Raw genomic sequence first — 24,539 nt, 5'->3', positions numbered from 1 at the left:
TCTGAAGGTTGGCAGGGCTGCCCAGGTCGGTTTCGTGTGCTGCATTTTTGACGCATTCATTTACTGGTAACGCATGAACCCCATCGTAATTAATCGGCTTCAACGGAAGCTGGGCTACACTTTTCATCATCAGGAGCTGTTGCAACAGGCATTAACTCATCGCAGTGCCAGCAGCAAACACAATGAGCGCCTGGAATTTTTAGGTGACTCAATTTTGAGTTTTGTGATCGCGAATGCGCTCTATCATCGTTTCCCACGGGTAGACGAAGGGGATATGAGCCGTATGCGCGCGACGTTGGTACGCGGCAACACGCTGGCGGAAATCGCCCGTGAGTTTGAGCTGGGTGAGTGTCTGCGTCTTGGGCCGGGTGAGCTGAAAAGCGGCGGTTTCCGTCGTGAGTCTATTCTGGCAGATACCGTTGAAGCTTTAATCGGCGGGGTTTTCCTCGACAGCGATATCCAGAACGTCGAGCGCTTGATTCTCACCTGGTATCAAACTCGTCTGGACGAAATCAGCCCGGGCGATAAGCAAAAAGATCCGAAGACCCGTTTGCAGGAGTATCTGCAAGGTCGCCACCTGCCGCTGCCGTCTTATCTGGTGGTGCAGGTGCGCGGTGAAGCACACGATCAGGAATTTACTATCCACTGCCAGGTCAGTGGCCTGAGTGAACCGGTGGTTGGCACAGGTTCCAGCCGTCGCAAGGCGGAGCAGGCTGCCGCCGAACAGGCGCTGAAAAAGCTGGAGCTGGAATGAGCATCGATAAAAGTTATTGCGGGTTTGTCGCCATCGTTGGCCGCCCGAACGTGGGTAAATCCACGCTGTTGAACAAGCTGCTTGGGCAGAAGATTTCGATTACTTCCCGCAAAGCGCAGACCACGCGTCACCGTATTGTCGGTATCCATACCGAAGGGCCGTATCAGGCCATTTATGTTGATACCCCCGGTCTGCATATGGAAGAAAAGCGGGCGATTAACCGCCTGATGAACAAAGCGGCAAGCAGCTCGATCGGCGACGTTGAGCTGGTGATTTTTGTGGTTGAAGGCACCCGCTGGACGGCGGATGATGAAATGGTGCTGGGCAAGCTGCGTGATGCCAGAGCTCCGGTCATCCTGGCGGTCAATAAAGTGGATAACGTGCAGGAGAAGGCCGATCTGCTGCCGCACCTGCAGTTCCTGGCAAGCCAGATGAACTTCCTCGATATCGTACCGATTTCTGCGGAAACCGGGATGAACGTGGATACTATCGCCGGGATCGTGCGTAAGCATCTGCCGGAGGCGATTCATCACTTCCCGGAAGATTACATTACCGACCGTTCGCAGCGCTTTATGGCCTCCGAAATCATCCGTGAAAAGCTGATGCGTTTCCTCGGCGCCGAACTGCCGTATTCCGTTACGGTAGAAATCGAGCGATTCCAGACCAATGAACGCGGCGGTTATGATATCAACGGCCTGATTCTGGTGGAGCGCGAAGGGCAGAAGAAGATGGTGATTGGCAACAAAGGCGCCAAAATCAAAACCATCGGTATTGAAGCCCGTAAAGACATGCAGGATATGTTCGAAGCGCCGGTTCACCTCGAACTGTGGGTGAAAGTGAAATCCGGCTGGGCCGACGACGAGCGCGCGCTGCGCAGTCTCGGTTACGTTGACGATCTCTGAGTTTGCTACCCTATGGCTTTCGAGGTGCAGGCAGGCGGCAAGACCGCGCGTCCCCGGGAGCTTATTTTAGTCAGTGACCGGGGAGAGTGGGCGCAGCCAACGCCCCGGCAAGCTGAAAGACGACGCGTATGATGGAAGGCTGGCAGCGCGCTTTCGTTCTGCATAGTCGTCCCTGGAGCGAAACCAGCCTGATGCTGGACGTCTTCACGGAAGAGTCGGGTCGCGTGCGCCTGGTAGCAAAAGGCGCCCGTTCCAGACGCTCCAACCTCAAAGGCGCACTCCAGCCTTTTACCCCCTTACTTCTCCGCTTTGGCGGTCGTGGCGAAGTCAAAACGCTACGCAGCGCCGAAGCCGTCTCGTTAGCCCTTCCGCTCAGCGGCATCACGCTTTACAGCGGCCTGTATGTCAATGAGCTGCTGTCACGTGTGCTGGAACATGAGACGCGCTTCTCTGAACTGTTTTTCGATTACCTGCATTGTCTGCAGGCGCTGGCGGGCGCAAGCGGGACGCCGGAACCGGCCCTACGTCGTTTTGAACTGGCGCTGTTGGGGCACCTGGGTTATGGCGTCGACTTTCTTCACTGTGCCGGCAGCGGCGAAGCGGTGGATGACACCATGACCTATCGCTATCGTGAAGAAAAAGGCTTTATCGCCAGCGTGGTTATTGATAACAACACCTTTACCGGGCACCATTTGAAAGCGCTGGCTAACCGTGAATTCCCGGATAGCGATGCGCTGCGTGCCGCAAAGCGCTTTACCCGTATCGCCCTGAAGCCGTATCTTGGCGGTAAACCGCTCAAGAGTCGGGAGCTGTTTCGCCAGTTTATGCCCGCACGAGCGGCGCGAGCAGATAAAACGAATAACGATCAATGAGGATTGTCATGGCTGAATTACTGTTAGGGGTCAATATTGACCATATCGCGACGCTGCGTAACGCGCGTGGCACCGCCTATCCGGATCCGGTTCAGGCGGCCTTTATCGCCGAGCAGGCCGGCGCTGATGGCATTACCGTTCATCTGCGCGAAGACCGTCGCCATATTACCGACCGTGATGTCCGCATCCTGCGCCAGACGCTCGACACCCGAATGAATCTGGAGATGGCGGTCACCGAAGAGATGCTGACCATCGCCTGCGAAACTAAACCGCATTTCTGCTGCCTGGTGCCGGAAAAGCGCCAGGAAGTGACGACGGAAGGTGGCCTGGACGTCGCCGGCCAGCGCGAGAAAATGCGCGATGCCTGCACGCGTCTTGCCGATGCCGGTATTCTGGTCTCGCTGTTCATTGATGCCGATGCTGAGCAAATTAAAGCGGCGGCGGACGTCGGCGCGCCGTATATCGAAATCCATACCGGTTGCTACGCGGATGCCGAAACCGACGCCCGGCAGGCAAAAGAGCTTGAGCGTATCGCGACGGCGGCAACCTATGCCGCGAGCCTTGGTCTGAAGGTTAATGCCGGCCACGGCCTGACCTACCATAACGTGCAGGCGATCGCCCGGATCCCGGAAATGCACGAGCTGAACATTGGCCACGCGATTATTGGCCGTGCGGTGATGAGCGGCCTGAAAGAGGCGGTGGCGGAGATGAAACGGCTGATGCAGGAAGCCCGCGGGTAATGGCTATTCTGGGGCTGGGCACCGATATTGTAGAAATTACCCGTATTGAAGCGGTGATCGCCCGGAGCGGCGATCGTCTCGCCCGGCGCGTACTCAGTGACAGCGAGTGGGCGATATGGCAACAGCACCAGCAGCCGGTCCGTTTTCTGGCCAAGCGCTTTGCGGTGAAAGAGGCGGCGGCGAAAGCCCTGGGGACCGGTATCCGTAACGGATTGGCTTTTAATCAGTTTGAAGTTTACAACGATGAACTGGGGAAGCCTAAGCTACGTTTATGGGGCGAGGCTAAGAATCTGGCGGAGCGTCTGGGGGTCAGTAGCATTCACGTGACGCTGGCCGATGAGCGCCATTACGCCTGTGCGACGGTGATTGTTGAGAGTTAAAGTGCCCCGGCCGCGGTTTTAGATTTTATCCGCGTGGTGCATTAAGACAAACTTGTCCCACAGCTGCTCTTCATTTTCGACGTGTGCCGGGTCTTTCTGAATCGTATTCGGGATCGGGCACACTTTCTGGCAGGTCGGGGTCTCATAATGGCCCACGCACTCCGTGCAGCGGTCGCTGTTAATTTCGTAAATGCTATCACCCATCGAAATCGCCTCGTTCGGGCATTCCGGCTCGCACATATCGCAGTTGATACATTTTTTGGTGATTAACAGCGCCATCAGGAAATTCTCAGAAACAACACAAACAGGGCGGGCATTATACGCCCATTTTCTGCTCACACCAGTTTTTTCACCAGCGCCTCGCTGTGGCGGATCCGATCCGGCGCATGTTCCAGATCCTGCTGAACCAGCGCCATAAACAGCAGATCGGTAAGCATCATCTGCGCGCTGGTGGAGGAGATCGCGGCGCTGCGGGTCGCTTGCTCTTCGGCAATAGTATACAGACACTGCGTGGCCTGCTGTTGCAGGGCGTTGGGGGTGAAACCGGTGATCGCCAGGATCCGGCAGCCGACGCGTAGCGCTTCCCCGGCGGCCATGTTGATTTCACGGCGTTCGCCGGAATAAGAAATTGCCAGCAGCAGATCGTCAGACGACATCGCCTGCACGGTGGCGAGCAGGGCATGCATATCCTGTTCAGAGACGGCGTTAATCCCGATTTTCATCAGCTTCCAGCTGAAATTGCGCGCCACCAGGCCCGACGCGCCGATGCCGGTAACGATCACCCGTCGGGCGTTGCGCAGGAGGGCAACGGCTTCAAGCAGCTTCTCTTCGCTGTTGACATCCAGCGAGGCGTGCATCGCCGCCACGTTATCCTTTATCAGCTTCTCGCCGACCAGGCGCAGCGGATCGTCGCCGCGGATCTGGTTATGCACCGGGACCGACTGCGGATCGGGCGCGCTGGCCAGCGCTTCGCTTAATGCCAGCTTCAGCGCCGGGAACCCTTTAAATCCCATCTTCTGCGCGAATTTCACGACGCTGGACTGGCTGACGCCAGCCTCACCCGCCAGCTGCTGTGAACTGAGGTGGCGGGTCTGGTCCGGCTGGGCCAGAATAAAGTCTGCCAGCTTCTTATCGCTTGCCGCCAGCGACGGGTAACGCTGGCGAATGCGGATTAAACAGTTCATCGGTTTTCCTCAGGACAACTTTCGCCCTCTGCTGAAAGAATATTGTATTCGATTATAAGAGGATTACTGCGAATTAAAAATTCTACCGGCGAGATTTATTGGCGGCAGCGAACGACCTAAACCCAGGCTTAACGTCGGCGGATGTTTTTAATATTCCTGGCGCAAGACTGTTAAGCTATCGGCACCAGATTCGATTACCGGTAAAAAAGAGGTCAGGTTTGAATAGCAGCATACGGCGAGTGGTCTTTTTTGATCTCGATGGGACTTTGCACCAGCAGGATATGTTCGGCAGTTTCTTACGCTATGTCCTGCGTCATCAGCCGCTGAACCTGCTGCTGGCGATCCCGTTACTGCCGCTGATTCTGGCGGGGCTATTATTGCACGGCCGGGCGGCGCGCTGGCCGATGAGCCTGCTGCTGTGGGCGGCGACGTTCGGGCACCGCGAGGCCACGCTCAAGCGCCTTGAGGCCGATTTTGTCAGCTGGTTTCGCCAGCATGTGACGGCCTTTCCGGTGGTGCAGGCCCGGCTCACGGACTATCTGACCAGCAGCGACGCCGACGTTTGGCTGATTACCGGGTCACCGCAATCGCTGGTTGAACAGGTCTATTTTGATACCGCCTGGCTGCCGCGGGTGAATGTGATCGCCAGCCGGATGGAGCGCCGCTGCGGCGGCTGGGGCCTGACGTTACGCTGCCTCGGCCATGAGAAAGTCGCCCAGCTGGAGCAAAAAATCGGCGCGCCGCTGCAGCTGTACAGCGGCTATAGCGACAGCGAGCAGGATAATCCGCTGCTCTGTTTTTGCCAGCACCGCTGGCGGGTCACGCCGCAGGGCGATCTTCACCAGTTAGAATAGTGTGTCCTGGCGATCGGCCATGTATAATGCGCCCCGCTTTTTCCGCAGGAGTACCCGCTTTGTCTGACCATGAACTGAACGATGAATACTGGATGCGTCACGCGTTGACGCTGGCGAAACGCGCCTGGGAAGAGGGCGAAGTGCCGGTGGGCGCCGTGCTGGTGCACAACAACCAGGTTATCGGCGAAGGTTGGAACCGTCCTATCGGGCGGCATGACCCAACGGCGCATGCCGAGATCATGGCGCTGCGTCAGGGGGGGCTGGTGCTGCAAAACTACCGTCTGATCGACGCGACGCTGTATGTCACCCTCGAACCGTGCGTGATGTGCGCTGGCGCGATGGTCCATAGCCGGATTTCACGGCTGGTGTTTGGCGCCCGGGACGCAAAAACCGGCGCGGCCGGTTCGCTGATCGATGTCCTGCACCATCCCGGGATGAACCATCGGGTGGCGATCAGCGAAGGTATCCTGGCGGCGTCGTGCTCAGGTATGCTCAGTGATTTTTTTCGCTGGCGGCGCGAAGAGAAAAAGGCGCAGAAAAAGATGCGTCAGGGCGGGGAGGCCTAGTGCCCCAGTCCCGGGATTTTGAATCTGGCGTTGTCGACTAAGGTTTCCGCGCGAAACTGGAAAAAGGGCGCCGGGCGTTCTTCTTTATCGAGTTCTTCCGGCATCACCGCCGGATAGTCGCCGGCAATCGCCAGCCGCTGCTCATCCTTTTTCTCTTTCTCGGACAGATAGCCCACCAGGCTGATGTGGTATTTGCGGATATTCTCGACGTAAGCATAGGCCTCATGACCGCGGGCGTAGCCATATTTCAGCCTGCTGTAATAAGGCTTCTGGCTTAATAGCGGCAGGCGCTGCTTGACGTCCGCCCAGCTGTCGGGGTTGCCCTTCTGTTTTTTCGTCAGGGTGATTGCGTCAAGGATATGGGCGTAACCCATATTGTAAGCCGCCAGCGCAAACCAGATGCGTTCATCTTTGGGCACCGAGTCTGGTATCTTGCTCATCATATCCTGCAGGTAGCGCATGCCACCGCTGAGGCTTTGCTCGGCATCGGTCCGGTCGGTCAATCCCAGACTCTGAGCGGTGTTTCTGGTGAGCATCATCATCCCGCGGACCCCGGTCGGCGAGGTCGCCTGCGGATCCCAGTGTGATTCCTGCCATGAAATCGCCGCCAGCAGGCGCCAGTCGATCTGCCGGGCGTATTTCTCAAACATCGGCTGCAGGTCCGGCAGGACGTTTTCGACGGCACGCAGGAAAGTCCGCGTATCGACATAATCGAAATCGTTGCCGTGACCGAGGTACTTTTCTTCCAGTCGCGCCAGCGTGCCGTCCTCATTCATCGTGTTGAAGAAATCAAGCATCGCCGCGGACAGCGAATTGTCCTCGCTCCTGGCGCTAAACCAGGTGACCGGCTGCTCATCGCTGATATCCAGCGCTACCGCCAGCTCCGGATGCACACGCTGGAACAGACTCACCGCCACCGAGTCGGCAATGGTGTAATCCAGCTCGCCATCAATCACCGCCTGCATCAGCGACGTTGTCCCGCGTTTCTCATCAACGCGCCAGTCGAGGTCCGGATATTTATTGCTTTTCAGGGCCTGCAGGTCATTTATCGCCACATGACCCGGGGCGATCAGCAGCTGTTGTGCCGTGAGGTTGGCGAGGCTACGCGGCCGCAGGCCGCCAACCCGGTAGACCAGCTGCTGCGATACCGAATAGTAGCTCGGCCCGGGCTGATAGTTTTTCACCCGCTCTGAGTTGTAGACCAACCCGGCGGCCAGCATATCGGCGTTGCCGTCATCGAGGTCGTCAAATAGCTGGCTGATATTCTGCCGGACGGTCACTTTCAGCTTCACCCCGAGGTAGTCGGCAAACTGTTTTGCCAGTTCGTAATCCAGCCCGTAGGTGTTGTCATTGATGCTCGCAAAGGTTAGCGGCGAATTGATGGTACTGATGCGCAGCTCGCCGCGCGCCATTATCCCCGCCACCCGGTTCTCGGGTTTGCCGGACCACGGGATCGACGGCCACAGGGCGGCCGCCAGCAACAGGGTCACAATGCCGATGAGCAGATAATTAATCTTTAATTTTTTCAGAGAGTTAATCTTCTGCAGCTCTGTGTTCCTCAGCAGGCTATGAGCGGAAAAGTAAAAAGACAGTCGATGAATGAGCGGCATTTTGCTTAAGAATGCGCCAGTTGGCAACTTATTCGCGAGGCAGGTCACATTAAATGATAAAGCCAGGGAATGATTTTATTTCCACGCAAACGGTTTCGTCGAGGCGCAGGATTCACTATAATGGCGCCCGTTTCCCCCCTGGCTCATATTGAAAGCTGCGAAGACGAGAGACTTATGATGGAAATTTTGCGTGGTTCACCTGCACTGTCGGCATTTCGTATTAACAAACTGCTGGCACGTTTCCAGGCGGCCAACCTGCCGGTTAGCACACTATATGCAGAGTATGTTCATTTTGCCGATCTGAACGCGCCGCTCAGCGCTGACGAACGTGAGAGGCTGGTGCGACTGCTCAAGTATGGCCCCAATTTAAACAGCCATACCCCAACCGGTAAATTACTGCTCGTCACCCCCCGCCCTGGCACCATCTCCCCCTGGTCTTCTAAAGCTACCGATATCGCGCATAACTGCGGCCTCGCACAGGTGGTGCGCCTGGAGCGCGGCGTAGCGTACTACGTTGAAGCAGGTACCCTGAGCGAAGAGCAATGGGCCGTGGTCGCGAGCGAACTCCACGACCGGATGATGGAAAGCGTATTTGCTACCCTGGAAGAGGGCGAGAAGCTGTTCGCTCAGCATCAACCGACGCCGGTAACCAGCGTCGATCTGCTGGGCCAGGGCCGTCAGGCGCTGATAGACGCTAACCTCCGTCTGGGGCTGGCGCTGGCGGATGACGAAATCGACTATCTGCAGGACGCATTTAAAAAGCTCGGCCGCAATCCGAACGACATTGAGCTGTATATGTTTGCCCAGGCGAACTCTGAGCACTGCCGTCACAAAATTTTTAACGCCGATTGGGTCATCGATGGCGAACAGCAGCCGAAGTCGCTGTTTAAGATGATCAAAAACACTTTCGAAAAGACGCCGGATTACGTCCTGTCCGCCTATAAAGATAACGCCGCGGTGATGGAAGGCTCCCGGGTGGGGCGCTTCTTTGCCGATCGTGAACAAGGGCGTTATGACTACCACCAGGAAGCGGCTCACATCCTGATGAAAGTGGAAACCCACAACCACCCGACGGCCATTTCTCCGTGGCCGGGCGCGGCGACCGGTTCCGGCGGCGAGATCCGCGATGAAGGCGCAACCGGCCGTGGGGCGAAACCGAAGGCGGGGCTGGTTGGTTTCTCGGTCTCTAACCTGCGTATCCCGGGCTTTGAACAGCCGTGGGAAGAGGATTTCGGCAAACCGGATCGTATCGTTACCGCTCTGGATATTATGACCGAAGGCCCGCTGGGGGGCGCCGCGTTTAACAACGAATTTGGTCGTCCGGCGCTGAACGGCTACTTCCGTACCTATGAAGAAAAAGTCACCAGCCACAACGGCGAAGAGCTGCGTGGATACCACAAACCGATCATGCTGGCGGGCGGCATCGGCAACATCCGCGGCGAGCACGTGCAGAAAGGTGAGATCAGCGTTGGAGCGAAGCTGATTGTCCTTGGCGGCCCGGCGATGAATATCGGCCTGGGCGGCGGGGCGGCCTCCTCTATGGCCTCCGGTCAGTCTGACGCCGATCTCGATTTTGCCTCGGTCCAGCGCGACAACCCGGAAATGGAACGTCGCTGCCAGGAGGTGATCGACCGCTGCTGGCAGCTGGGCGATGAGAACCCGATTCTGTTTATCCACGACGTCGGCGCCGGCGGCCTGTCCAACGCCATGCCGGAGCTGGTCAGCGACGGCGGCCGCGGCGGCAAGTTCCAGCTGCGCGATATCCTGAGCGATGAGCCGGGGATGAGCCCGCTGGAAATCTGGTGTAACGAATCGCAGGAACGCTATGTGCTGGCGGTGGCGCCAGAACAGCTGCCGCTGTTTGATGAGCTGTGTCGTCGCGAGCGTGCGCCGTACGCGGTGATCGGTGAAGCCACCGAAGCGCTGCATCTGAGCATGAGCGATGCCCATTTCAACGACCAGCCGATCGATCTGCCGCTGGATGTGCTGCTGGGTAAAACGCCGAAAATGACCCGTGACGTGCAGACCCTGAAAGTTAAAGGCGAAGCGCTGGACCGGCAGGAGATCACGCTTGCGGATGCTGTCAATCGCGTCCTGCATTTACCGGCCGTGGCGGAGAAAACCTTCCTCGTCACCATTGGCGACCGCACCGTGACCGGGATGGTGGCGCGCGATCAGATGGTGGGCCCATGGCAGATCCCGGTGGCGAACTGCGCGGTGACTACCGCCAGCCTCGACAGCTACTACGGCGAAGCGATGGCGATAGGTGAACGTGCGCCGGTCGCCCTGCTGGACTTTGCCGCTTCCGCCCGCCTGGCGGTCGGCGAAGCGCTGACCAACGTGGCGGCCACGCAAATTGGCGCTTTAAATCGCGTGAAGCTCTCCGCTAACTGGATGGCGGCTGCCGGTCACCCGGGTGAAGATGCCGGTCTGTATGAAGCGGTGAAAGCGGTGGGTGAGGAGCTGTGTCCGGCCCTGGGGCTGACCATTCCGGTGGGTAAAGATTCGATGTCGATGAAAACCCGCTGGCAGGAAGGCAGCGAGCAGCGCGAGATGACTTCCCCGCTGTCGCTGGTGATTTCCGCTTTTGCTCGCGTGGAAGATGTGCGTCGCACCGTGACTCCGCAGCTCTCCACCGAAGATAACGCCCTGTTGCTGATTGATCTGGGTAAAGGTCGTAACGCGCTTGGCGCTACCGCCCTGGCGCAGGTCTACCGCCAGCTGGGCGATGCCCCGGCTGACGTGCGCGATGTGGCGCAGCTGAAGGGCTTCTGGGATGCGATGCAGGCCCTGGTGGCAGAACGTCAGCTGCTGGCTTACCACGACCGTTCCGACGGTGGTTTGCTGGTGACGCTGGCCGAGATGGCCTTTACCGGTCACTGCGGCCTGACGGCAGATATCGCCGCGCTGGGCGACGATCGTCTGGCGGCGCTGTTTAACGAAGAGCTGGGGGCGGTCATTCAGGTTCGGGCGGCGGATCGCGAGGCGGTCGAAGCGCTGCTGGCCTCGCACGGTCTGGCGGATTGCGTTCATTATCTGGGCCAGGCGACCGCAGGCGACCGTTTTGTTATCACCGCCGATGGCCATCCGCTATTCAGTGAAAGCCGCACTACGCTGCGCGTCTGGTGGGCAGAAACCACCTGGCAGATGCAGCGTCTGCGCGATAACCCGGAGTGTGCCGACAGCGAACACGATGCGAAAAGCCGCGATAACGATCCGGGCCTCAACGTTAAGCTCTCTTTCGACATCAACGACGATATTGCCGCGCCGTATATCGCCACCGGCGCCCGTCCGAAGGTGGCGGTGCTGCGTGAGCAGGGCGTTAACTCGCATGTCGAAATGGCGGCCGCTTTCCACCGCGCGGGCTTTGATGCCATCGACGTACACATGAGCGACCTGCTGGCGGGCCGCACCGGACTGGCCGATTTCCAGGCGCTGGTGGCCTGCGGCGGCTTCTCATATGGCGACGTGTTAGGCGCCGGCGAAGGCTGGGCGAAATCCATTCTGTTCAACGAGCGCGTGCGTGATGAGTTTGCCACCTTCTTCCACCGTCCGCAGACTCTGGCGCTGGGCGTGTGTAATGGTTGCCAGATGATGTCTAACCTGCGTGAGCTCATCCCGGGAAGCGACCTGTGGCCGCGCTTTGTGCGTAACTATTCCGACCGCTTTGAAGCGCGCTTCAGCCTGGTCGAGGTGACGCAAAGCCCGTCTCTGCTGCTGCAGGGCATGGCCGGCTCGATGATGCCGATTGCCGTTTCCCACGGCGAAGGGCAGGTGGAAGTGCGTGACGGCGCGCATCTGGCGCAGCTGGAGAGTAAAGGTCTGGTGGCGCTGCGCTTTGTCGATAACTTCGGTAAGGTGACGGAAAGCTATCCGGCTAACCCGAACGGTTCCGCGAACGGGATCACCGCCGTGACCAGCGAAAGCGGTCGTGCGACGATTATGATGCCGCACCCGGAGCGCGTATTCCGCACCGTGGCGAACTCCTGGCACCCGGAGAACTGGGGAGAGGATAGCCCCTGGATGCGTATCTTCCGCAACGCGCGTAAGCAGCTGGGCTAACCCAGATTACAGGCCTCTCTGATGAAGGAGAGGTCTTCTGCGCGTTACCCAGCACCATTAAGCCTTCTGCTCCGGCAGGGGGCTTTTTTGTTTGTGACGGCGGTCGCCTGAAGGTGTCGGGATTCGCCGACAAACCCAGGAGAAGGGTGTCGCCAGATGGAGACACTTAATTCATTGATTTTAAATAGAGCTGTGGATCGGGCATTTATGTGTTGCTAAAGAGCGACAGTGTGGGTGAAAAGCAACCATGCCGGATAATGAAGACTAATGCTATAAAATCATTATATTTCATTGTGTTAATAAAATGTTTTGTGATGTGGCATAGTTCATGCATAATAATAGCCAGTGGCTCATTCACCTTCTTATGTCAGCCCCTTCGGGACGCGCTACATAAACTTCGAATGACGCACAACAAGGTGCCTGCCGTCCAACTCCTGATAATAGCTCTGCTTTATCAGCCATCGGGCGAAACGTCGAGTTAGGCACCGCCTTATTCCAGAACAAAGCCAGGCTTTTTGCCTGGCTTTGTTTTATCCGTGAGATTTGTCGTCTTCGCGCGGCAGATCGGCTGATTGTCTCTGTTACTCTGCGGCGTCCTCAGTTAGCATCGTCATTAAGCTAATGATTGGGACCCTATCCTTGAAGCGTATCTCTCTTTTTCCCCGTTCGCTGCGCCAGCTGGTCACATTATCCTTTGTACTGATTCTGCTACCGCTGCTGGTGCTGGCCTGGCAAGCCTGGCAGAGCCTGAATGCGCTCAGCGCCCAGGCCGCGCATATCAATCGCACGACGCTGGTCGACGCCCGACGCAGCGAGGCGATGGTTAACGCCTCGCTGGAAATGGAGCGAAGCTACCGGCAGTACTGCGTGCTGGACGATCCGACGCTGGCGAAGGTTTACCAGAATCAGCGCAAACGCTACAGCGAAATGCTGGAAGCCCATGCCGGGGTGCTGCCGGACGAAAAAATCTGGCAGGCGCTGAGGCAGGAACTGAGCGATTTAGCGCAGATCCGCTGTCAAAACAGCAGTCCTGATGCGACATCGGGGGCCAGCCTTGAAGCTTTTGCCGCCGCGAACAGCGAGATGGTGCAGGCCACCCGCACGGTAGTCTATTCCCGCGGACAGCAGCTGCAGCAGGAAATTGCCGAGCGCGGGCAGTTCTTCGGCTGGCAGGCGCTGGTGCTGTTTTTGCTCAGTCTGGCGCTGGTGCTGCTATTCACCCGGATGATTATCGGCCCGGTAAAGGGGATCGAGAAGATGATTAACCGGCTGGGGGAAGGGAAGTCGCTGGATAACGCGGCGCTGTTCACCGGCCCGCGTGAACTTCGCTCGGTCGGCGAGCGTATTATCTGGCTCAGCGAACGCCTGGCCTGGCTGGAATCGCAGCGCCATCAGTTTTTGCGCCATCTTTCCCACGAGCTTAAAACACCGCTCGCCAGTATGCGCGAAGGTACGGAGCTGCTGGCCGATTGCGTCGCCGGACCGTTAACCGCCGGGCAGCGGGAGATTGTCGAGATTCTCGATAGCAGTAGCCGCAATCTACAAAAACTGATTGAGCAACTGCTCGATTATAACCGCAAGCAGGCGGATGGCCCGGTTCCTCGTGAGACGGTCGATATCGCTGAACTGGTCGAAAACGTGGTGGCGGCTCACAGTTTGCCCGCACGCGCTAAAATGATGCATACCGATATTCAGCTGGCCGAAGGCAGCTGCCTGGCGGAACCGGCGCTATTGATCAGCGTGATGGATAATCTCTATTCCAATGCGGTGCACTATGGGGCTGAATCCGGTAACATTCGTATTCATAGCTACCGGCACGGCGAGCAGGTCCGCATCGAGGTGATTAACCGCGGCGAGCCAATACCGCCTGCGGAAAAAAAGATGATTTTTGAGCCTTTTTATCAGGGAAGCCATCAGCGTAAAGGGGCAGTAAAAGGAAGCGGCCTGGGTCTAAGTATTGCCCGGGACTGCGTTCGACAAATGCAGGGAGAATTAAGCCTGGAAGATGATGAGCCCGGGTTTATCTGTTTCCGCATCACGCTACCCGCCGCTGAGCCGGGAAAAACCAACACATGAATCAATAATGGGTGAATATGTCCCACTTTTTCGTAGTGGTTCGTGCTTTCAAAGGATGGCTGTTGTCCGGTATGTCGTGTCTGGCGCTGGCGGGCTGTTCCGCCGCTTTTTCGCCGCACAGCGCAAATGACAAAGCACAACCTGAACTGCCGCAGCATCAGGTTGCGGATTTTCTCTCCGTCGACTGTAGCGATATCTGGTCGCTGGAAAGTGAAGCCAGCGATAAAAATCCGCTGTACTGGCTGCGCGGGATTGATTGCGCGGATCGTCTGGCGCCGGTGCAGGCGCGCGCGGAGGCCAAACTGCACGGCGGCGACAGCTGGCAGGATGCGTTTAAACGCGGCATTTTGCTGGCAGACGCCAGGATTACCCCGGACGAGCGCCGCGATCTGGTTTCACGCCTGGATTCCTTCAGCCCGCAAATCGCCGTGCAGGTCCGCCCGCTGTATCAGCTGTGGCGTGAAGGTCAAAACCGCCAGCTTCAGCTGGTGGAGGAACGTTCCCGCTATGCGAAGTTACAGCAGTCCAGCGACGTCGAACGCGAAACGTTGCGCCAGCAGGAAGAGCAACTGCGCAGCCAGCTGGAGCTGACGACCCGCAAGCTGGAAAACCTGACCGATATTGAACGCCAGCTTTCCAGCCGTAAACCGGGGGGCAATTTTAATAGCGATGGCGGTCACGGCGGCGATAAAGTTCCAGAGGTGATTCATGACGATCCGTAAATCTGCGCATCTGCTGCTGGTGGATGACGATCCCGGCCTGTTAAAACTGCTGGGTATGCGTCTGACCAGCGAAGGCTATAGCGTCGTCACCGCTGAAAGCGGCCCGGAGGCGCTGCGTCTCCTTGGGCGTGATAAAGTTGATCTGGTAGTCAGCGATTTACGGATGGATGAAATGGACGGCCTGCAGCTGTTCAGCGAAATCCAGAAGGTGCAGCCGGGAATGCCGGTGATCATTCTGACCGCTCACGGCTCCATTCCTGATGCGGTCGCCGCCACCCAGCAGGGGGTGTTTAGCTTTCTGACCAAACCGGTGGACAAAGACGCGCTGTATAAAGCCATTGATGATGCGCTGGAACATAGCGCGCCGACGACCGATGAGCGCTGGCGGCAGGCGATTGTGACCCGCAGTCCGCTGATGCAGCGCCTGCTGGAACAGGCCGGGATGGTGGCGCAGTCGGATGTCAGCGTGCTGATCAACGGCCAGAGCGGTACCGGCAAAGAGATCGTCGCCCAGGCGATTCACAACGCCAGCCCCCGCCATGACAAACCTTTTATCGCCATCAACTGTGGCGCGCTGCCGGAGCAACTGCTGGAGTCCGAACTCTTTGGCCATGCCCGCGGGGCGTTTACCGGTGCGGTCAGTAATCGGGAGGGGTTGTTCCAGGCTGCTGAGGGAGGGACGCTGTTCCTTGACGAGATCGGCGATATGCCGCTGGCGTTGCAGGTGAAACTGCTGCGGGTTTTGCAGGAGCGTAAGGTCCGTCCGTTGGGCAGTAACCGTGATATCGATATCGATGTCCGCATTATCTCGGCAACCCATCGCGATCTGCCGAAAGCGATGGCCCGCGGCGAGTTTCGTGAAGATCTGTTCTACCGCCTCAACGTGGTGAACCTGAAGATCCCGCCGTTGACCGAGCGGGCTGAGGATATTCCGCTGCTGGCTAACCACCTGCTGCGCCAGTCCGCCGATCGGCATAAGCCGTTTGTCCGGGCGTTTTCAACCGATGCGCTGAAACGGCTGATGGCCGCCAAATGGCCCGGGAACGTGCGCCAGCTGGTGAACGTGATTGAGCAGTGCGTGGCGCTGACCTCCTCGCCGGTGATCAGCGATGCGCTGGTTGAACAGGCGCTGGAAGGGGAAAATACCGCGCTGCCGACCTTCGTCGAAGCGCGTAATCAGTTTGAGCTCAACTATCTGCGCAAGCTACTGCAAATTACCAAAGGTAATGTGACGCATGCGGCGCGGATGGCCGGGCGCAACCGGACTGAATTCTATAAGTTGCTGTCGCGCCATGAGCTCGACGCCAACGACTTTAAAGAGTAGCTCCGCAGCATGACGCAAGTTATGATACGGTAAGCAACCGGTTACGCGACAAAGACAGGAACACCATGAAAAAGATTGATGCGATTATTAAACCTTTCAAACTGGATGACGTGCGTGAAGCGCTGGCGGAAGTCGGCATCACCGGGATGACGGTAACGGAAGTGAAGGGCTTTGGCCGTCAGAAAGGCCATACCGAGCTGTACCGCGGCGCGGAATACATGGTGGATTTTCTGCCGAAAGTGAAAATCGAAATTGTAGTGACTGACGATATCGTCGATACCTGCGTCGATACCATTATCCGTACGGCGCAGACCGGCAAAATCGGTGATGGTAAAATCTTCGTCTTCGACGTGGCGCGCGTTATTCGTATCCGCACCGGTGAAGAGGACGACGAGGCGATTTAAGCCGCAGCGTCAACGCCCCGTTCTCCGGCCAGCGTCGTGCGGCCGGGGATTCGCCCGGATGACGATATGATGCGTCGCATCCGGGTTATTTCATCACAGCACCTTATGCGGGCCGAAGCATTCGTAATGGATATGGTCGGTGCTGATGCCCTGCGCCACCAGCTGTTGCGCCGCATGTTGCATAAAGGCCACCGGGCCGCAGAGATAAAACCGCATCTGCGGGTCACGCAGCGTGTCGGCCAGCGCCGATAAATCCATCAGACCTTCGCTATTGAACCGTTCTGCCTGGCGGTCTGCTGCCGTCGGCGTGCGATACCAGACGTGGGAAGCAAATTTCGGCAGGCTGGCGCCGAGCGTGGCGACTTCATCGGCAAAGGCGTGAACATCGCCATTCTCCGCCGCGTGGAACCAGTTTACCTGGGCCGGATGCTGCGCTTTTGCCAGCGTGTCCAGCATTGCCAGCATCGGCGTCTGGCCAACGCCGCCGGAAAGCAGCGTAACCGGCGTTTCTGGCTCGACCGCGAGGAAGAAATCACCCGCCGGCGCCGCCAGATACACAATATCGCCTTCACGCGATGTATTGTGCAGCCAGCTGGACACCTGGCCGCCGTTTTCGCGTTTCACCGCGATGCGATAACCTTTGCCGTCCGGCTTACGGGTCAGTGAATACTGACGAATCTCCTGATACTCAAATCCTTCCGGCTTCAGCCAGATAGCCAGATACTGGCCCGGCTGGTAATCCGCCACCGCTTGGCCGTCTACCGGCTCCATGTCGAAACTGGTAATCAGCGCGCTGCGCGGAGTTTTCCGGACGATACGGAACGCGCGGGTACCTTCCCAGCCGCCGGTCTTGCTGGCGTTATCGCGGTAGATCTCAGACTCACGGTTGATAAAGACGTTCGCCAGCACGCCGTAGGCTTTGCCCCATGCGTCGAGGACTTCCTGGCCCGGGCTGAACATTTCGTCGAGGGTCGCCAGCAGATGGCCGCCGACGATGTTGTACTGTTCCGGCTGGATCTGGAAGCTGGTGTGCTTCTGGGCGATTTTCTCCACCGCCGGCAGCAGGGCCGGCAGATTCTCGATATTGCTGGCGTAGGCGGCAATGGCGTTAAACAGCGCTTCGCGCTGGTCGCCGTTACGCTGGTTACTCATGTTGAAGATCTCTTTGAGCTCCGGGTTATGCGTAAACATGCGATCGTAAAAATGGGCAGTCAGCTTCGGACCGGTTTCAACAAGCAGGGGAATAGTGGCTTTGACCGTAGCGATGGTTTGAGCGTCGAGCATAGCAGCTTCCTTTAGCATTATCTTAATGATGTATTTTATATGCATCTTATAAAAATAACCCTGCACTGTAAATGGTTCTTTAACGCTTTTCCCGCAGACGGTAACAACATGAATAATTTGCATCACAAACCTGAAAAGAAATCCGTTGATAATCGCTGATGCGTTATTGCTCAAAGCCTTGTGTCATGCGGAGCCAATCGTTTGCGTAAAATCCTTTGTCAAGACCTGTTATCACACAACGATTCAGTTATACTGTGGGCCGTCGCCCAAAAAGGCCCCCTTTTAGAGCTGTAATCTATTGTTAGCTGAGCAGGAGATGCGGATGTTAAAGCGTGAAATGAACATTGCCGATTATGATGCCGAACTGTGGCAGGCTATGGAGCAGGAAAAAGTACGTCAGGAAGAGCACATCGAACTGATCGCCTCCGAGAATTACACCAGTCCGCGCGTTATGCAGGCACAGGGTTCTCAGCTGACCAACAAATACGCCGAAGGTTATCCGGGCAAGCGCTACTACGGCGGTTGCGAATACGTTGATGTCGTTGAGCAACTGGCTATCGACCGTGCAAAAGCGCTGTTTGGCGCTGACTACGCCAACGTCCAGCCGCACTCAGGCTCCCAGGCTAACTTCGCGGTCTACACCACGCTGCTGGAGCCGGGCGATACCGTGCTGGGGATGAACCTGGCGCACGGTGGCCACCTGACTCACGGTTCTCCGGTTAACTTCTCCGGTAAACTGTATAACATCGTGCCTTACGGTATCGATGAGACCGGCCATATCGATTACGCTGACCTGGAAAAACAGGCAAAAGAGCACAAGCCGAAGATGATCATCGGCGGCTTCTCCGCATACTCTGGCGTGGTTGACTGGGCGAAAATGCGTGAAATCGCTGACAGCATCGGCGCTTACCTGTTCGTTGATATGGCTCACGTTGCCGGCCTGATCGCCGCTGGCGTGTATCCGAACCCGGTTCCGCATGCTCACGTTGTGACCACCACGACTCATAAAACCCTGGCGGGTCCGCGCGGCGGCCTGATCCTGGCGAAAGGCGGTAGCGAAGAGCTGTACAAAAAACTGAACTCTGCCGTCTTCCCTGGCGCCCAGGGCGGCCCGCTGATGCACGTTATCGCGGGTAAAGCCGTGGCGCTGAAAGAAGCGATGGAGCCGGCGTTCAAAACCTACCAGCAGCAGGTTGCGAAAAACGCCAAAGCGATGGTGGAAGTATTCCTGAACCGTGGTTACAACGTGGTTTCCGGCGGGACTGACAACCACCTGTTCCTGCTGGATCTGGTTGATAAGAACCTGACCGGTAAAGAAGCTGACGCGGCGCTGGGCCGAGCAAACATCACTGTGAATAAAAACAGCGTGCCGAACGATCCGAAGAGCCCGTTTGTGACTTCCGGCGTGCGTATCGGTACCCCTGCGGTCACCCGTCGCGGTTTCAAAGAAGCCGAAGTGAAAGAGCTGGCTGGCTGGATGTGTGACGTGCTGGACAGCATTAACGATGAAGCGGTTATCGAACGCGTGAAGGGTAAAGTGCTGGATATCTGCGCACGTTTCCCGGTTTATGCCTGACGCATCGCTACACAGCGTAAAGAAAAAGGCCGCAAATGCGGCCTTTTTTACGTCCAGGGTTCTGCGTTTAGCGGCGGTCGAGGGAAATCGATCCCGGCCCGGTTATCGCCAGCAGCAGGAACGCCCCGGCAATACTGATATTTTTGTAGAAGTTAATCATATTCGGCATCACCGCATCGCCGGTCATGTCCCAGTAATGGTGGCCGATGATCGCGGTACCAATCGTGTAAAAGATAAAAATCACCGCCAGCGGGCGGGTGAAAAAGCCGAGAATAATCAGGATAGCCGCCGGAACCTCCATCAGAACAGCAATAATGGCCGAGAGTGTCGGAAGCGGTGCGCCGGAGGAGGCCATGTACTGTACCGTGCCGCTAAAGCCCAGCAGTTTGGGGTACCCAAACAGAATAAACAGCAGTACCACGGCAATACGGGCGATCAACAGCAGAACCGGGCGGGAGGAGCCAAAGTCAAAATAGCGTAGCGTGTTCATAATCAATCCGTTGTGAAGATGAGTGATTTAAACGTAATACACATTTTTGCTCTTCGCCACGTCCCTGCCGCTATCCACTCAGTGTCTGCAGTTGCTCTTCAACATACAGATAACCAATGCCCAGCAGCTGTTGCTGACGGCTCAATTGTCCAAAGCCAATCTGCGTGGCTCTGGTACGCGGTGTGTCATGGTGATCGAAAGGGTTAAACCCCGTTTGTCTGATAATGGTATTTAACCATGTCTCACCAAAAGCACAACTGCGGCCATATAGTAAAATCTGGTTAATATTGAGTATGTTAAGGAAATTATAGAGGCTCAGGCCAATGGCATTTGCGGAATCTTCTACCCAGTTTTGTAGACGCAAGTCTCCCTGACGCCATTTTTCTATCAGCCCCTGTGTGGTGAGTTCTTCAGGATTACCGGCGATGTCCGGCTGCACTTTGAGCCAAATTCTGGCCTGTTTTTTTAATGCGCTCAGTGACGCCACCGTTTCGAGGCAGCCGTAGCGTCCGCAGTCGCAGGCAATCCCATCGGGATTAATAATGGTGTGTCCTATTTGTCCGCTACCGTAGAGGCTACCGCGCCAGACCTGATCGTTGATGACAAACGATGAACCAATCCCGTAATCGACATTGATAACGCAAAAATCTTGTTGATGTCCGTCATTCTGCCATTTTTCCGCCAGAGCAAGCATGACGCAGTCATTGTCGACCATGACCCTGACGTTGAGTTTCTCCTCCAGCAGGTACTTCATTTCCACCGGCTGTTTCCACGGCGCTTGCGGCATGGTCTGCGATACGCCAGTTCCCGCATCGACCTGGCCATGTACTGCCAGCGCCAGATTGATTTTGCGATTGGGCCAATTTTTACGGAACTGGTGCCAGTATTTTTCAATAGCGGAAAGTAATGCTTTGGGAGAGGGGGCGTCGATGGCGTGGTATTCAAGATCTCCCTTGGGACTCAGGCAGGCATTGCCTAGCTGACACTCGATACTGGTTGGCGTGATATTCATGCAGAGCGTCCAGTCGCCCTCGGGGGCAATAAGCCACGATCCGCTACTGTGGCCGCGGGTCAGGTGTTCGTCCTGAACGTTAATTACTCTGCCTTCTGCTTCCAGCTCCTGAAGAATATTGCTGACTGCAGGAATCGAAATTTGTGCCAGCCGGGCAAGCGTGGATTTGCTCGCCCGTTTTTGGCGGTACAGATATTCAAGGAGCACGCCTTTATTGTAATGGCGTATTTGCTGGTTGTTAATGCAGGCTTTCATAAAAGTAAACCTTGTTAACTATATTGCGTGATTATTGTGCATAAACTACCTGATATTGTCTATTAAACTGCCCACATAATTTCAAATCAGTATGTCTTGTTAACTTTGAGGGCATTATGAGTTCAGTAAACGTGTGGCAGGAAACAGTCCATATTCCAACTTATGAAACCGGCGCTCAGGATATTCATCCAATGTTTCTTGAGAATCGGGTTTATCAGGGTTCCTCTGGCTCGGTGTACCCCTACGGCGTAACGGATACGCTTGGTGAGGAGAAGACGCTGAAGGCCTGGCAGGCGGTGTGGCTTGAAAATGACTATCTCAAGATTATGATCCTGCCGCAGCTCGGCGGGCGCGTACATCGGGCATGGGATAAAACCAGACAGCGCGATTTTGTTTATCACAATGAGGTGATCAAACCGGCACTGGTTGGCCTGCTTGGCCCGTGGATCTCCGGCGGGATTGAGTTTAACTGGCCGCAACATCACCGCCCGACCACCTATATGCCGGTGGATTTCTCGCTAGTAGAAAATGATGATGGCTCGAAAACCGTTTGGGTTGGCGAAACGGAGCCGATGCACGGACTACAGGTGATGACCGGCTTTACGCTTCGCCCTGAACGCGCCGCGCTGGAGATTGGCAGCCGGGTCTACAACAGTAATGCGACGCCGCGCCACTTTTTATGGTGGGCGAATCCGGCAGTGAAGGGCGGCGAAGGACATCAAAGCGTATTTCCACCGGACGTCACCGCCGTATTTGATCATGGCAAACGGGCCGTCTCGGCTTTTCCGATCGCAACCGGAACCTATTACAAGGTGGACTACTCTACCGGCGTCGATATATCACGTTATAAAAATGTGCCGGTTCCCACTTCTTATATGGCGGAGAAGTCAGAATACGATTTTGTCGGCGCCTGGAGTCATGATGAAAACGGTGGCCTGCTGCACGTTGCCGATCACCATATTGCACCGGGTAAAAAACAGTGGAGCTGGGGCTACAGCGAATTTGGTCAGGCGTGGGATAAAAATCTCACCGATAAAAATGGGCCCTATATTGAGCTGATGACCGGTATTTATGCCGATAACCAACCAGATTTTACCTGGCTCGATCCGTTTGAAGAGAAACGATTCGAACAGTATTTCCTGCCTTACCACTCCTTAGGGATGGTACAAAATGCCTCGCGTGATGCGGTTATTAAGCTTGAGCGCAACGATGGGAAGATCGACTGGGGAGTTTATGCCATTGCGCCTCTTCGCGCGCACCGTTTGACTATCTGTGAAGAGGGGAATCCGCAGCCGCTGCTTGATGAAGCGGTTGAACTGACGCCGTGCGCCGTCGCCCAAGGAACGCTGACGGTGGTCGATTCTTCACGTCTGACAATCGAGCTGCTGGATAGCGATGGAAACCGGGTTTTGCATTATCAGGAGCATCAGCCGCAGGAGATGCCGCTGCCGGAGGTGGCGAGTGCGCCGTTAAGCGCTGACGAGATTTTAAGCGTCGATGAGGCATGGTTTATCGGGCAGCACCTGGAACAGTATCACCATGCCAGTCGTTCCCCTTTTGACTATTACCTGCGTGGCGTTGCGCTGGATCCTGAGGATTATCGCTGTAACCTCGCGCTGGCAATGCTGGAATACAACCGGGCGAACTACCCAAAGGCGGTTGATTACGCAACCCGGGCGCTATCACGTGCGCACCGTTTGAATAAAAATCCGCAATGTGGACAGGCCAGCATGATCCGCGCCAGCGCCAGAGAGCAGATGCGGCAGTGGCATGAGGCGCAGGAGGATTTTTGGCGCTCGGTATGGAGTGGTAATAGTAAAGCGGGGGGATTCTACGGTCTTGCTCGTCTGGCGGCGAGAAAAGGCCGCTACGATGAGGCGCTGGATTTTTGCCAGCAGAGTCTGAGGGCCTGCCCAACCAACCAGGATGTGCTCTGTCTCGAAACATGCCTGCTGCTTCTGCTTGGGCGCCGTGCTGCGGCGCTGCAACAGAGTGATTCGTTGCTTAACTCATATCCGCTCAATCCTACGCTGTGGTGGCTGAAGGCGGAAATTACCGGGGCTGAAGCCGATTTTGAACGTTGGAAGACACTCTGCCAGTCGCGGGATATTAACGCACTCCTGACGGCCGGACTGTTGTTAAGTTGGGGGATGGATGCACGTGCAAAAAGCGTGTTGACCCATCTCGGTTGTCAGAAAACGCTGCCGCTCTATTTACAGGCCAGTCTGAGCGACGGCGATGAGCGTGCCGCGTTGTTGAGTCGGGCTCGCGACGCATTCCCCAGTTTTGTTCGTTTTCCCAATACGTTCGTTGAGGTCACGGCCCTGGAAAGCGTAGCGGAGTGCTATTTTGCCCGCCATCTGCTTGCCTGCTTCCATTACAACCGCCGCGATTATGCAAAAGCGACCGCGTTGTGGCAGCGGTGCGTCGAAATGGCCCCTGACTTTGCGGACGCCTGGCGTGGGCTGGCGATTCATGCGTGGAATAAACAAGGCGACTCGCGCCTCGCCGCACAATATCTGGATAAGGCTTGTGCCTTGCAGCCTGAAGATGCCCGCCTGCTGTTTGAACGAGATTTGCTGGATAAGCTGGTCGGTGAACAGGCGGAAAAACGGCTTTCCCGCCTGGAAAGCCGTCTCGCATGTGCGCTCAAGCGAGATGATTTGACGGCGGAACTGCTGCATCTTTGGCATCTGGCAGGAAAAACCGAGCAGGCGGCAGAGATCCTGTCCCAGCGTAAGTTTCATCCCTGGGAAGGGGGAGAAGGCAAAATCACCAGTCAGTTTATCATCAACCATCTGCTTCGCGCCTGGCAGTTGATCGGTCAACAACGACCAGGAGAAGCCACGACGCTGCTTCTATCCGCCCTGCATTACCCGGAAAATCTGAGTGAAGGTCGTTTGCCTGGACAGACGGATAACGATATCTGGTTCTGGCTCGGCATCTGCGCCCGACAGCAAGGCGAAATGGCGCAGGCGACGGACTATTTCCGCAAGGCCGCAATGGGCGATCGGTCTATCAATGTGCACAGTTACTACAACGATCAGCCCGTGGATTATCTCTTCTGGCAAGGTGTCGCGTTACGCATGCTTGGCGATGTCCAGGCCAGTGAACGGATTTTTAGCGAAATGCTGAACTGGTCTCAGCATATGGAAATAGCGCAGATTGAGGCGGATTTCTTCGCCGTCTCACAGCCCGATCTCCTCTCGCTGTACGCGAATATCCAGCAGCAGCATCAGGAGAAGTGTCTTTTTATTCGGGCTCTGGCGGCGGCTGGTCTAGGCGACGGCGCGGGATATGAACAAGCGATAGCCAGGCTGGATTTGTTAAATCCGGCATGGGCTAAGGCGGCGTTATTCCGTCAGGTTATGCCCTTTGTTCTGCACCTGATTAACTAAAGAGCGTTAACTGTAATTTTTGAGCGGCCTGACCCGCCGCTCGAAGCGAGATGTTTAGAATATGTGAAATTTGT

Annotated in this window: 20 protein-coding genes; 14 read left to right on the top strand and 6 right to left on the bottom strand. The window is 56.5% G+C overall.

The window, feature by feature from the left end; genetic code table 11:
* Positions 1–73 precede the first annotated feature (73 nt).
* From rnc to acpS, 5 genes are all read left to right on the top strand, one after another.
* Positions 74–754, top strand: a complete 681-nt coding sequence (rnc, locus tag EDF73_RS04300; protein ID WP_004866451.1) for a ribonuclease III — start codon at positions 74–76, stop codon at positions 752–754.
* Entirely contained in the window at positions 751–1,656 is a 906-nt protein-coding gene (gene era, locus EDF73_RS04295; protein WP_004866448.1) for a GTPase Era, read from the top strand. Before rnc ends, era begins: the two co-directional genes overlap by 4 nt.
* A 131-nt stretch (positions 1,657–1,787) precedes the next feature.
* Positions 1,788–2,528 carry a DNA repair protein RecO gene (recO, locus tag EDF73_RS04290; RefSeq protein WP_132726308.1) on the top strand — a complete coding sequence of 247 codons (741 nt, stop codon included), beginning with the start codon at positions 1,788–1,790 and terminating at the stop codon, positions 2,526–2,528.
* An 8-nt stretch (positions 2,529–2,536) separates the two neighbouring features.
* Positions 2,537–3,268, top strand: coding sequence for a pyridoxine 5'-phosphate synthase (gene pdxJ / locus EDF73_RS04285; RefSeq protein ID WP_132726152.1), 732 nt, complete (start codon positions 2,537–2,539; stop codon positions 3,266–3,268).
* A complete protein-coding gene (gene acpS / locus EDF73_RS04280) occupies positions 3,268–3,648 on the top strand; it encodes a holo-ACP synthase (protein WP_132726150.1) in 381 nt (126 codons plus the stop codon). The genes pdxJ and acpS overlap by 1 nt, the downstream gene beginning before the upstream one ends.
* Positions 3,649–3,666: 18 nt before the next feature.
* Here the strand turns inward: acpS and EDF73_RS04275 are convergent, their stop codons facing one another.
* Together EDF73_RS04275 and EDF73_RS04270 are read right to left on the bottom strand one after the other, a co-directional pair.
* Positions 3,667–3,927 carry a YfhL family 4Fe-4S dicluster ferredoxin gene (locus EDF73_RS04275; protein ID WP_132726147.1) on the bottom strand — a complete coding sequence of 87 codons (261 nt, stop codon included), beginning with the start codon at positions 3,925–3,927 and terminating at the stop codon, positions 3,667–3,669.
* Between the two features lie 56 nt (positions 3,928–3,983).
* Positions 3,984–4,832, bottom strand: coding sequence for a MurR/RpiR family transcriptional regulator (locus EDF73_RS04270; RefSeq protein WP_132726144.1), 849 nt, complete (start codon positions 4,830–4,832; stop codon positions 3,984–3,986).
* A gap of 218 nt (positions 4,833–5,050) precedes the next feature.
* Between EDF73_RS04270 and yfhb the strand changes: the two genes are divergently transcribed.
* A complete protein-coding gene (yfhb, locus tag EDF73_RS04265; RefSeq protein ID WP_132726141.1) occupies positions 5,051–5,686 on the top strand; it encodes a phosphatidylglycerophosphatase C in 636 nt (211 codons plus the stop codon).
* Positions 5,687–5,745: 59 nt separating this feature from the next.
* The gene (gene tadA / locus EDF73_RS04260; protein WP_207896580.1) at positions 5,746–6,252 is read left to right on the top strand and encodes a tRNA adenosine(34) deaminase TadA; all 507 of its coding nucleotides are present in this window, start codon (positions 5,746–5,748) and stop codon (positions 6,250–6,252) included.
* Here the strand turns inward: tadA and mltF are convergent.
* On the bottom strand, positions 6,249–7,862 hold the full coding sequence (gene mltF / locus EDF73_RS04255) for a membrane-bound lytic murein transglycosylase MltF (RefSeq protein ID WP_132726136.1): 1,614 nt from the start codon (positions 7,860–7,862) through the stop codon (positions 6,249–6,251). The two genes, tadA and mltF, sit on opposite strands and share 4 nt — an antisense overlap.
* 174 nt (positions 7,863–8,036) lie before the next feature.
* On the opposite strand from mltF, the gene purL reads away from it, so the two are divergent.
* The 5 genes from purL to glnB all read left to right on the top strand — a co-directional run bounded on the left by purL (position 8,037) and on the right by glnB (position 16,450).
* The gene (gene purL / locus EDF73_RS04250; RefSeq protein ID WP_132726134.1) at positions 8,037–11,924 is read left to right on the top strand and encodes a phosphoribosylformylglycinamidine synthase; all 3,888 of its coding nucleotides are present in this window, start codon (positions 8,037–8,039) and stop codon (positions 11,922–11,924) included.
* A gap of 639 nt (positions 11,925–12,563) precedes the next feature.
* Positions 12,564–14,000: a HAMP domain-containing sensor histidine kinase gene (locus tag EDF73_RS04245; protein WP_132726131.1), complete on the top strand. Its 1,437-nt coding sequence runs from the start codon at positions 12,564–12,566 to the stop codon at positions 13,998–14,000.
* A gap of 17 nt (positions 14,001–14,017) precedes the next feature.
* Positions 14,018–14,722, top strand: coding sequence for a two-component system QseEF-associated lipoprotein QseG (qseG, locus tag EDF73_RS04240; protein ID WP_132726128.1), 705 nt, complete (start codon positions 14,018–14,020; stop codon positions 14,720–14,722).
* Positions 14,709–16,046, top strand: a complete 1,338-nt coding sequence (gene glrR / locus EDF73_RS04235) for a two-component system response regulator GlrR (protein WP_132726125.1) — start codon at positions 14,709–14,711, stop codon at positions 16,044–16,046. Before qseG ends, glrR begins: the two co-directional genes overlap by 14 nt.
* Positions 16,047–16,111: 65 nt before the next feature.
* Positions 16,112–16,450: a nitrogen regulatory protein P-II gene (gene glnB, locus EDF73_RS04230; protein ID WP_041146740.1), complete on the top strand. Its 339-nt coding sequence runs from the start codon at positions 16,112–16,114 to the stop codon at positions 16,448–16,450.
* 93 nt (positions 16,451–16,543) lie between these two features.
* Here glnB and hmpA read toward each other — a convergent pair whose 3' ends face one another.
* Positions 16,544–17,734, bottom strand: a complete 1,191-nt coding sequence (gene hmpA, locus EDF73_RS04225; protein ID WP_132726123.1) for an NO-inducible flavohemoprotein — start codon at positions 17,732–17,734, stop codon at positions 16,544–16,546.
* Between the two features lie 322 nt (positions 17,735–18,056).
* Between hmpA and glyA the strand changes: the two genes are divergently transcribed.
* Positions 18,057–19,310: a serine hydroxymethyltransferase gene (gene glyA / locus EDF73_RS04220; protein ID WP_132726121.1), complete on the top strand. Its 1,254-nt coding sequence runs from the start codon at positions 18,057–18,059 to the stop codon at positions 19,308–19,310.
* A gap of 67 nt (positions 19,311–19,377) precedes the next feature.
* Here glyA and EDF73_RS04215 read toward each other — a convergent pair whose 3' ends face one another.
* Together EDF73_RS04215 and EDF73_RS04210 are read right to left on the bottom strand one after the other, a co-directional pair.
* Positions 19,378–19,800: a DoxX family protein gene (locus tag EDF73_RS04215; protein ID WP_132726118.1), complete on the bottom strand. Its 423-nt coding sequence runs from the start codon at positions 19,798–19,800 to the stop codon at positions 19,378–19,380.
* A 70-nt stretch (positions 19,801–19,870) separates the two neighbouring features.
* Positions 19,871–21,067: an ROK family transcriptional regulator gene (locus EDF73_RS04210; protein WP_132726116.1), complete on the bottom strand. Its 1,197-nt coding sequence runs from the start codon at positions 21,065–21,067 to the stop codon at positions 19,871–19,873.
* A gap of 116 nt (positions 21,068–21,183) precedes the next feature.
* Here EDF73_RS04210 and EDF73_RS04205 point away from each other — a divergent pair, with 116 nt between their 5' ends.
* Positions 21,184–24,465 (top strand): DUF5107 domain-containing protein, encoded by a 3,282-nt coding sequence (locus EDF73_RS04205; protein ID WP_132726113.1) that lies wholly within the window; start codon positions 21,184–21,186, stop codon positions 24,463–24,465.
* Positions 24,466–24,539: the final 74 nt, after the last annotated feature.

Origin of the sequence: Klebsiella sp. BIGb0138 (assembly GCF_004342285.1) — a bacterium.
GTDB lineage: Bacteria > Pseudomonadota > Gammaproteobacteria > Enterobacterales > Enterobacteriaceae > Klebsiella.
This window is presented reverse-complemented; position numbering and strand designations above follow the sequence as displayed.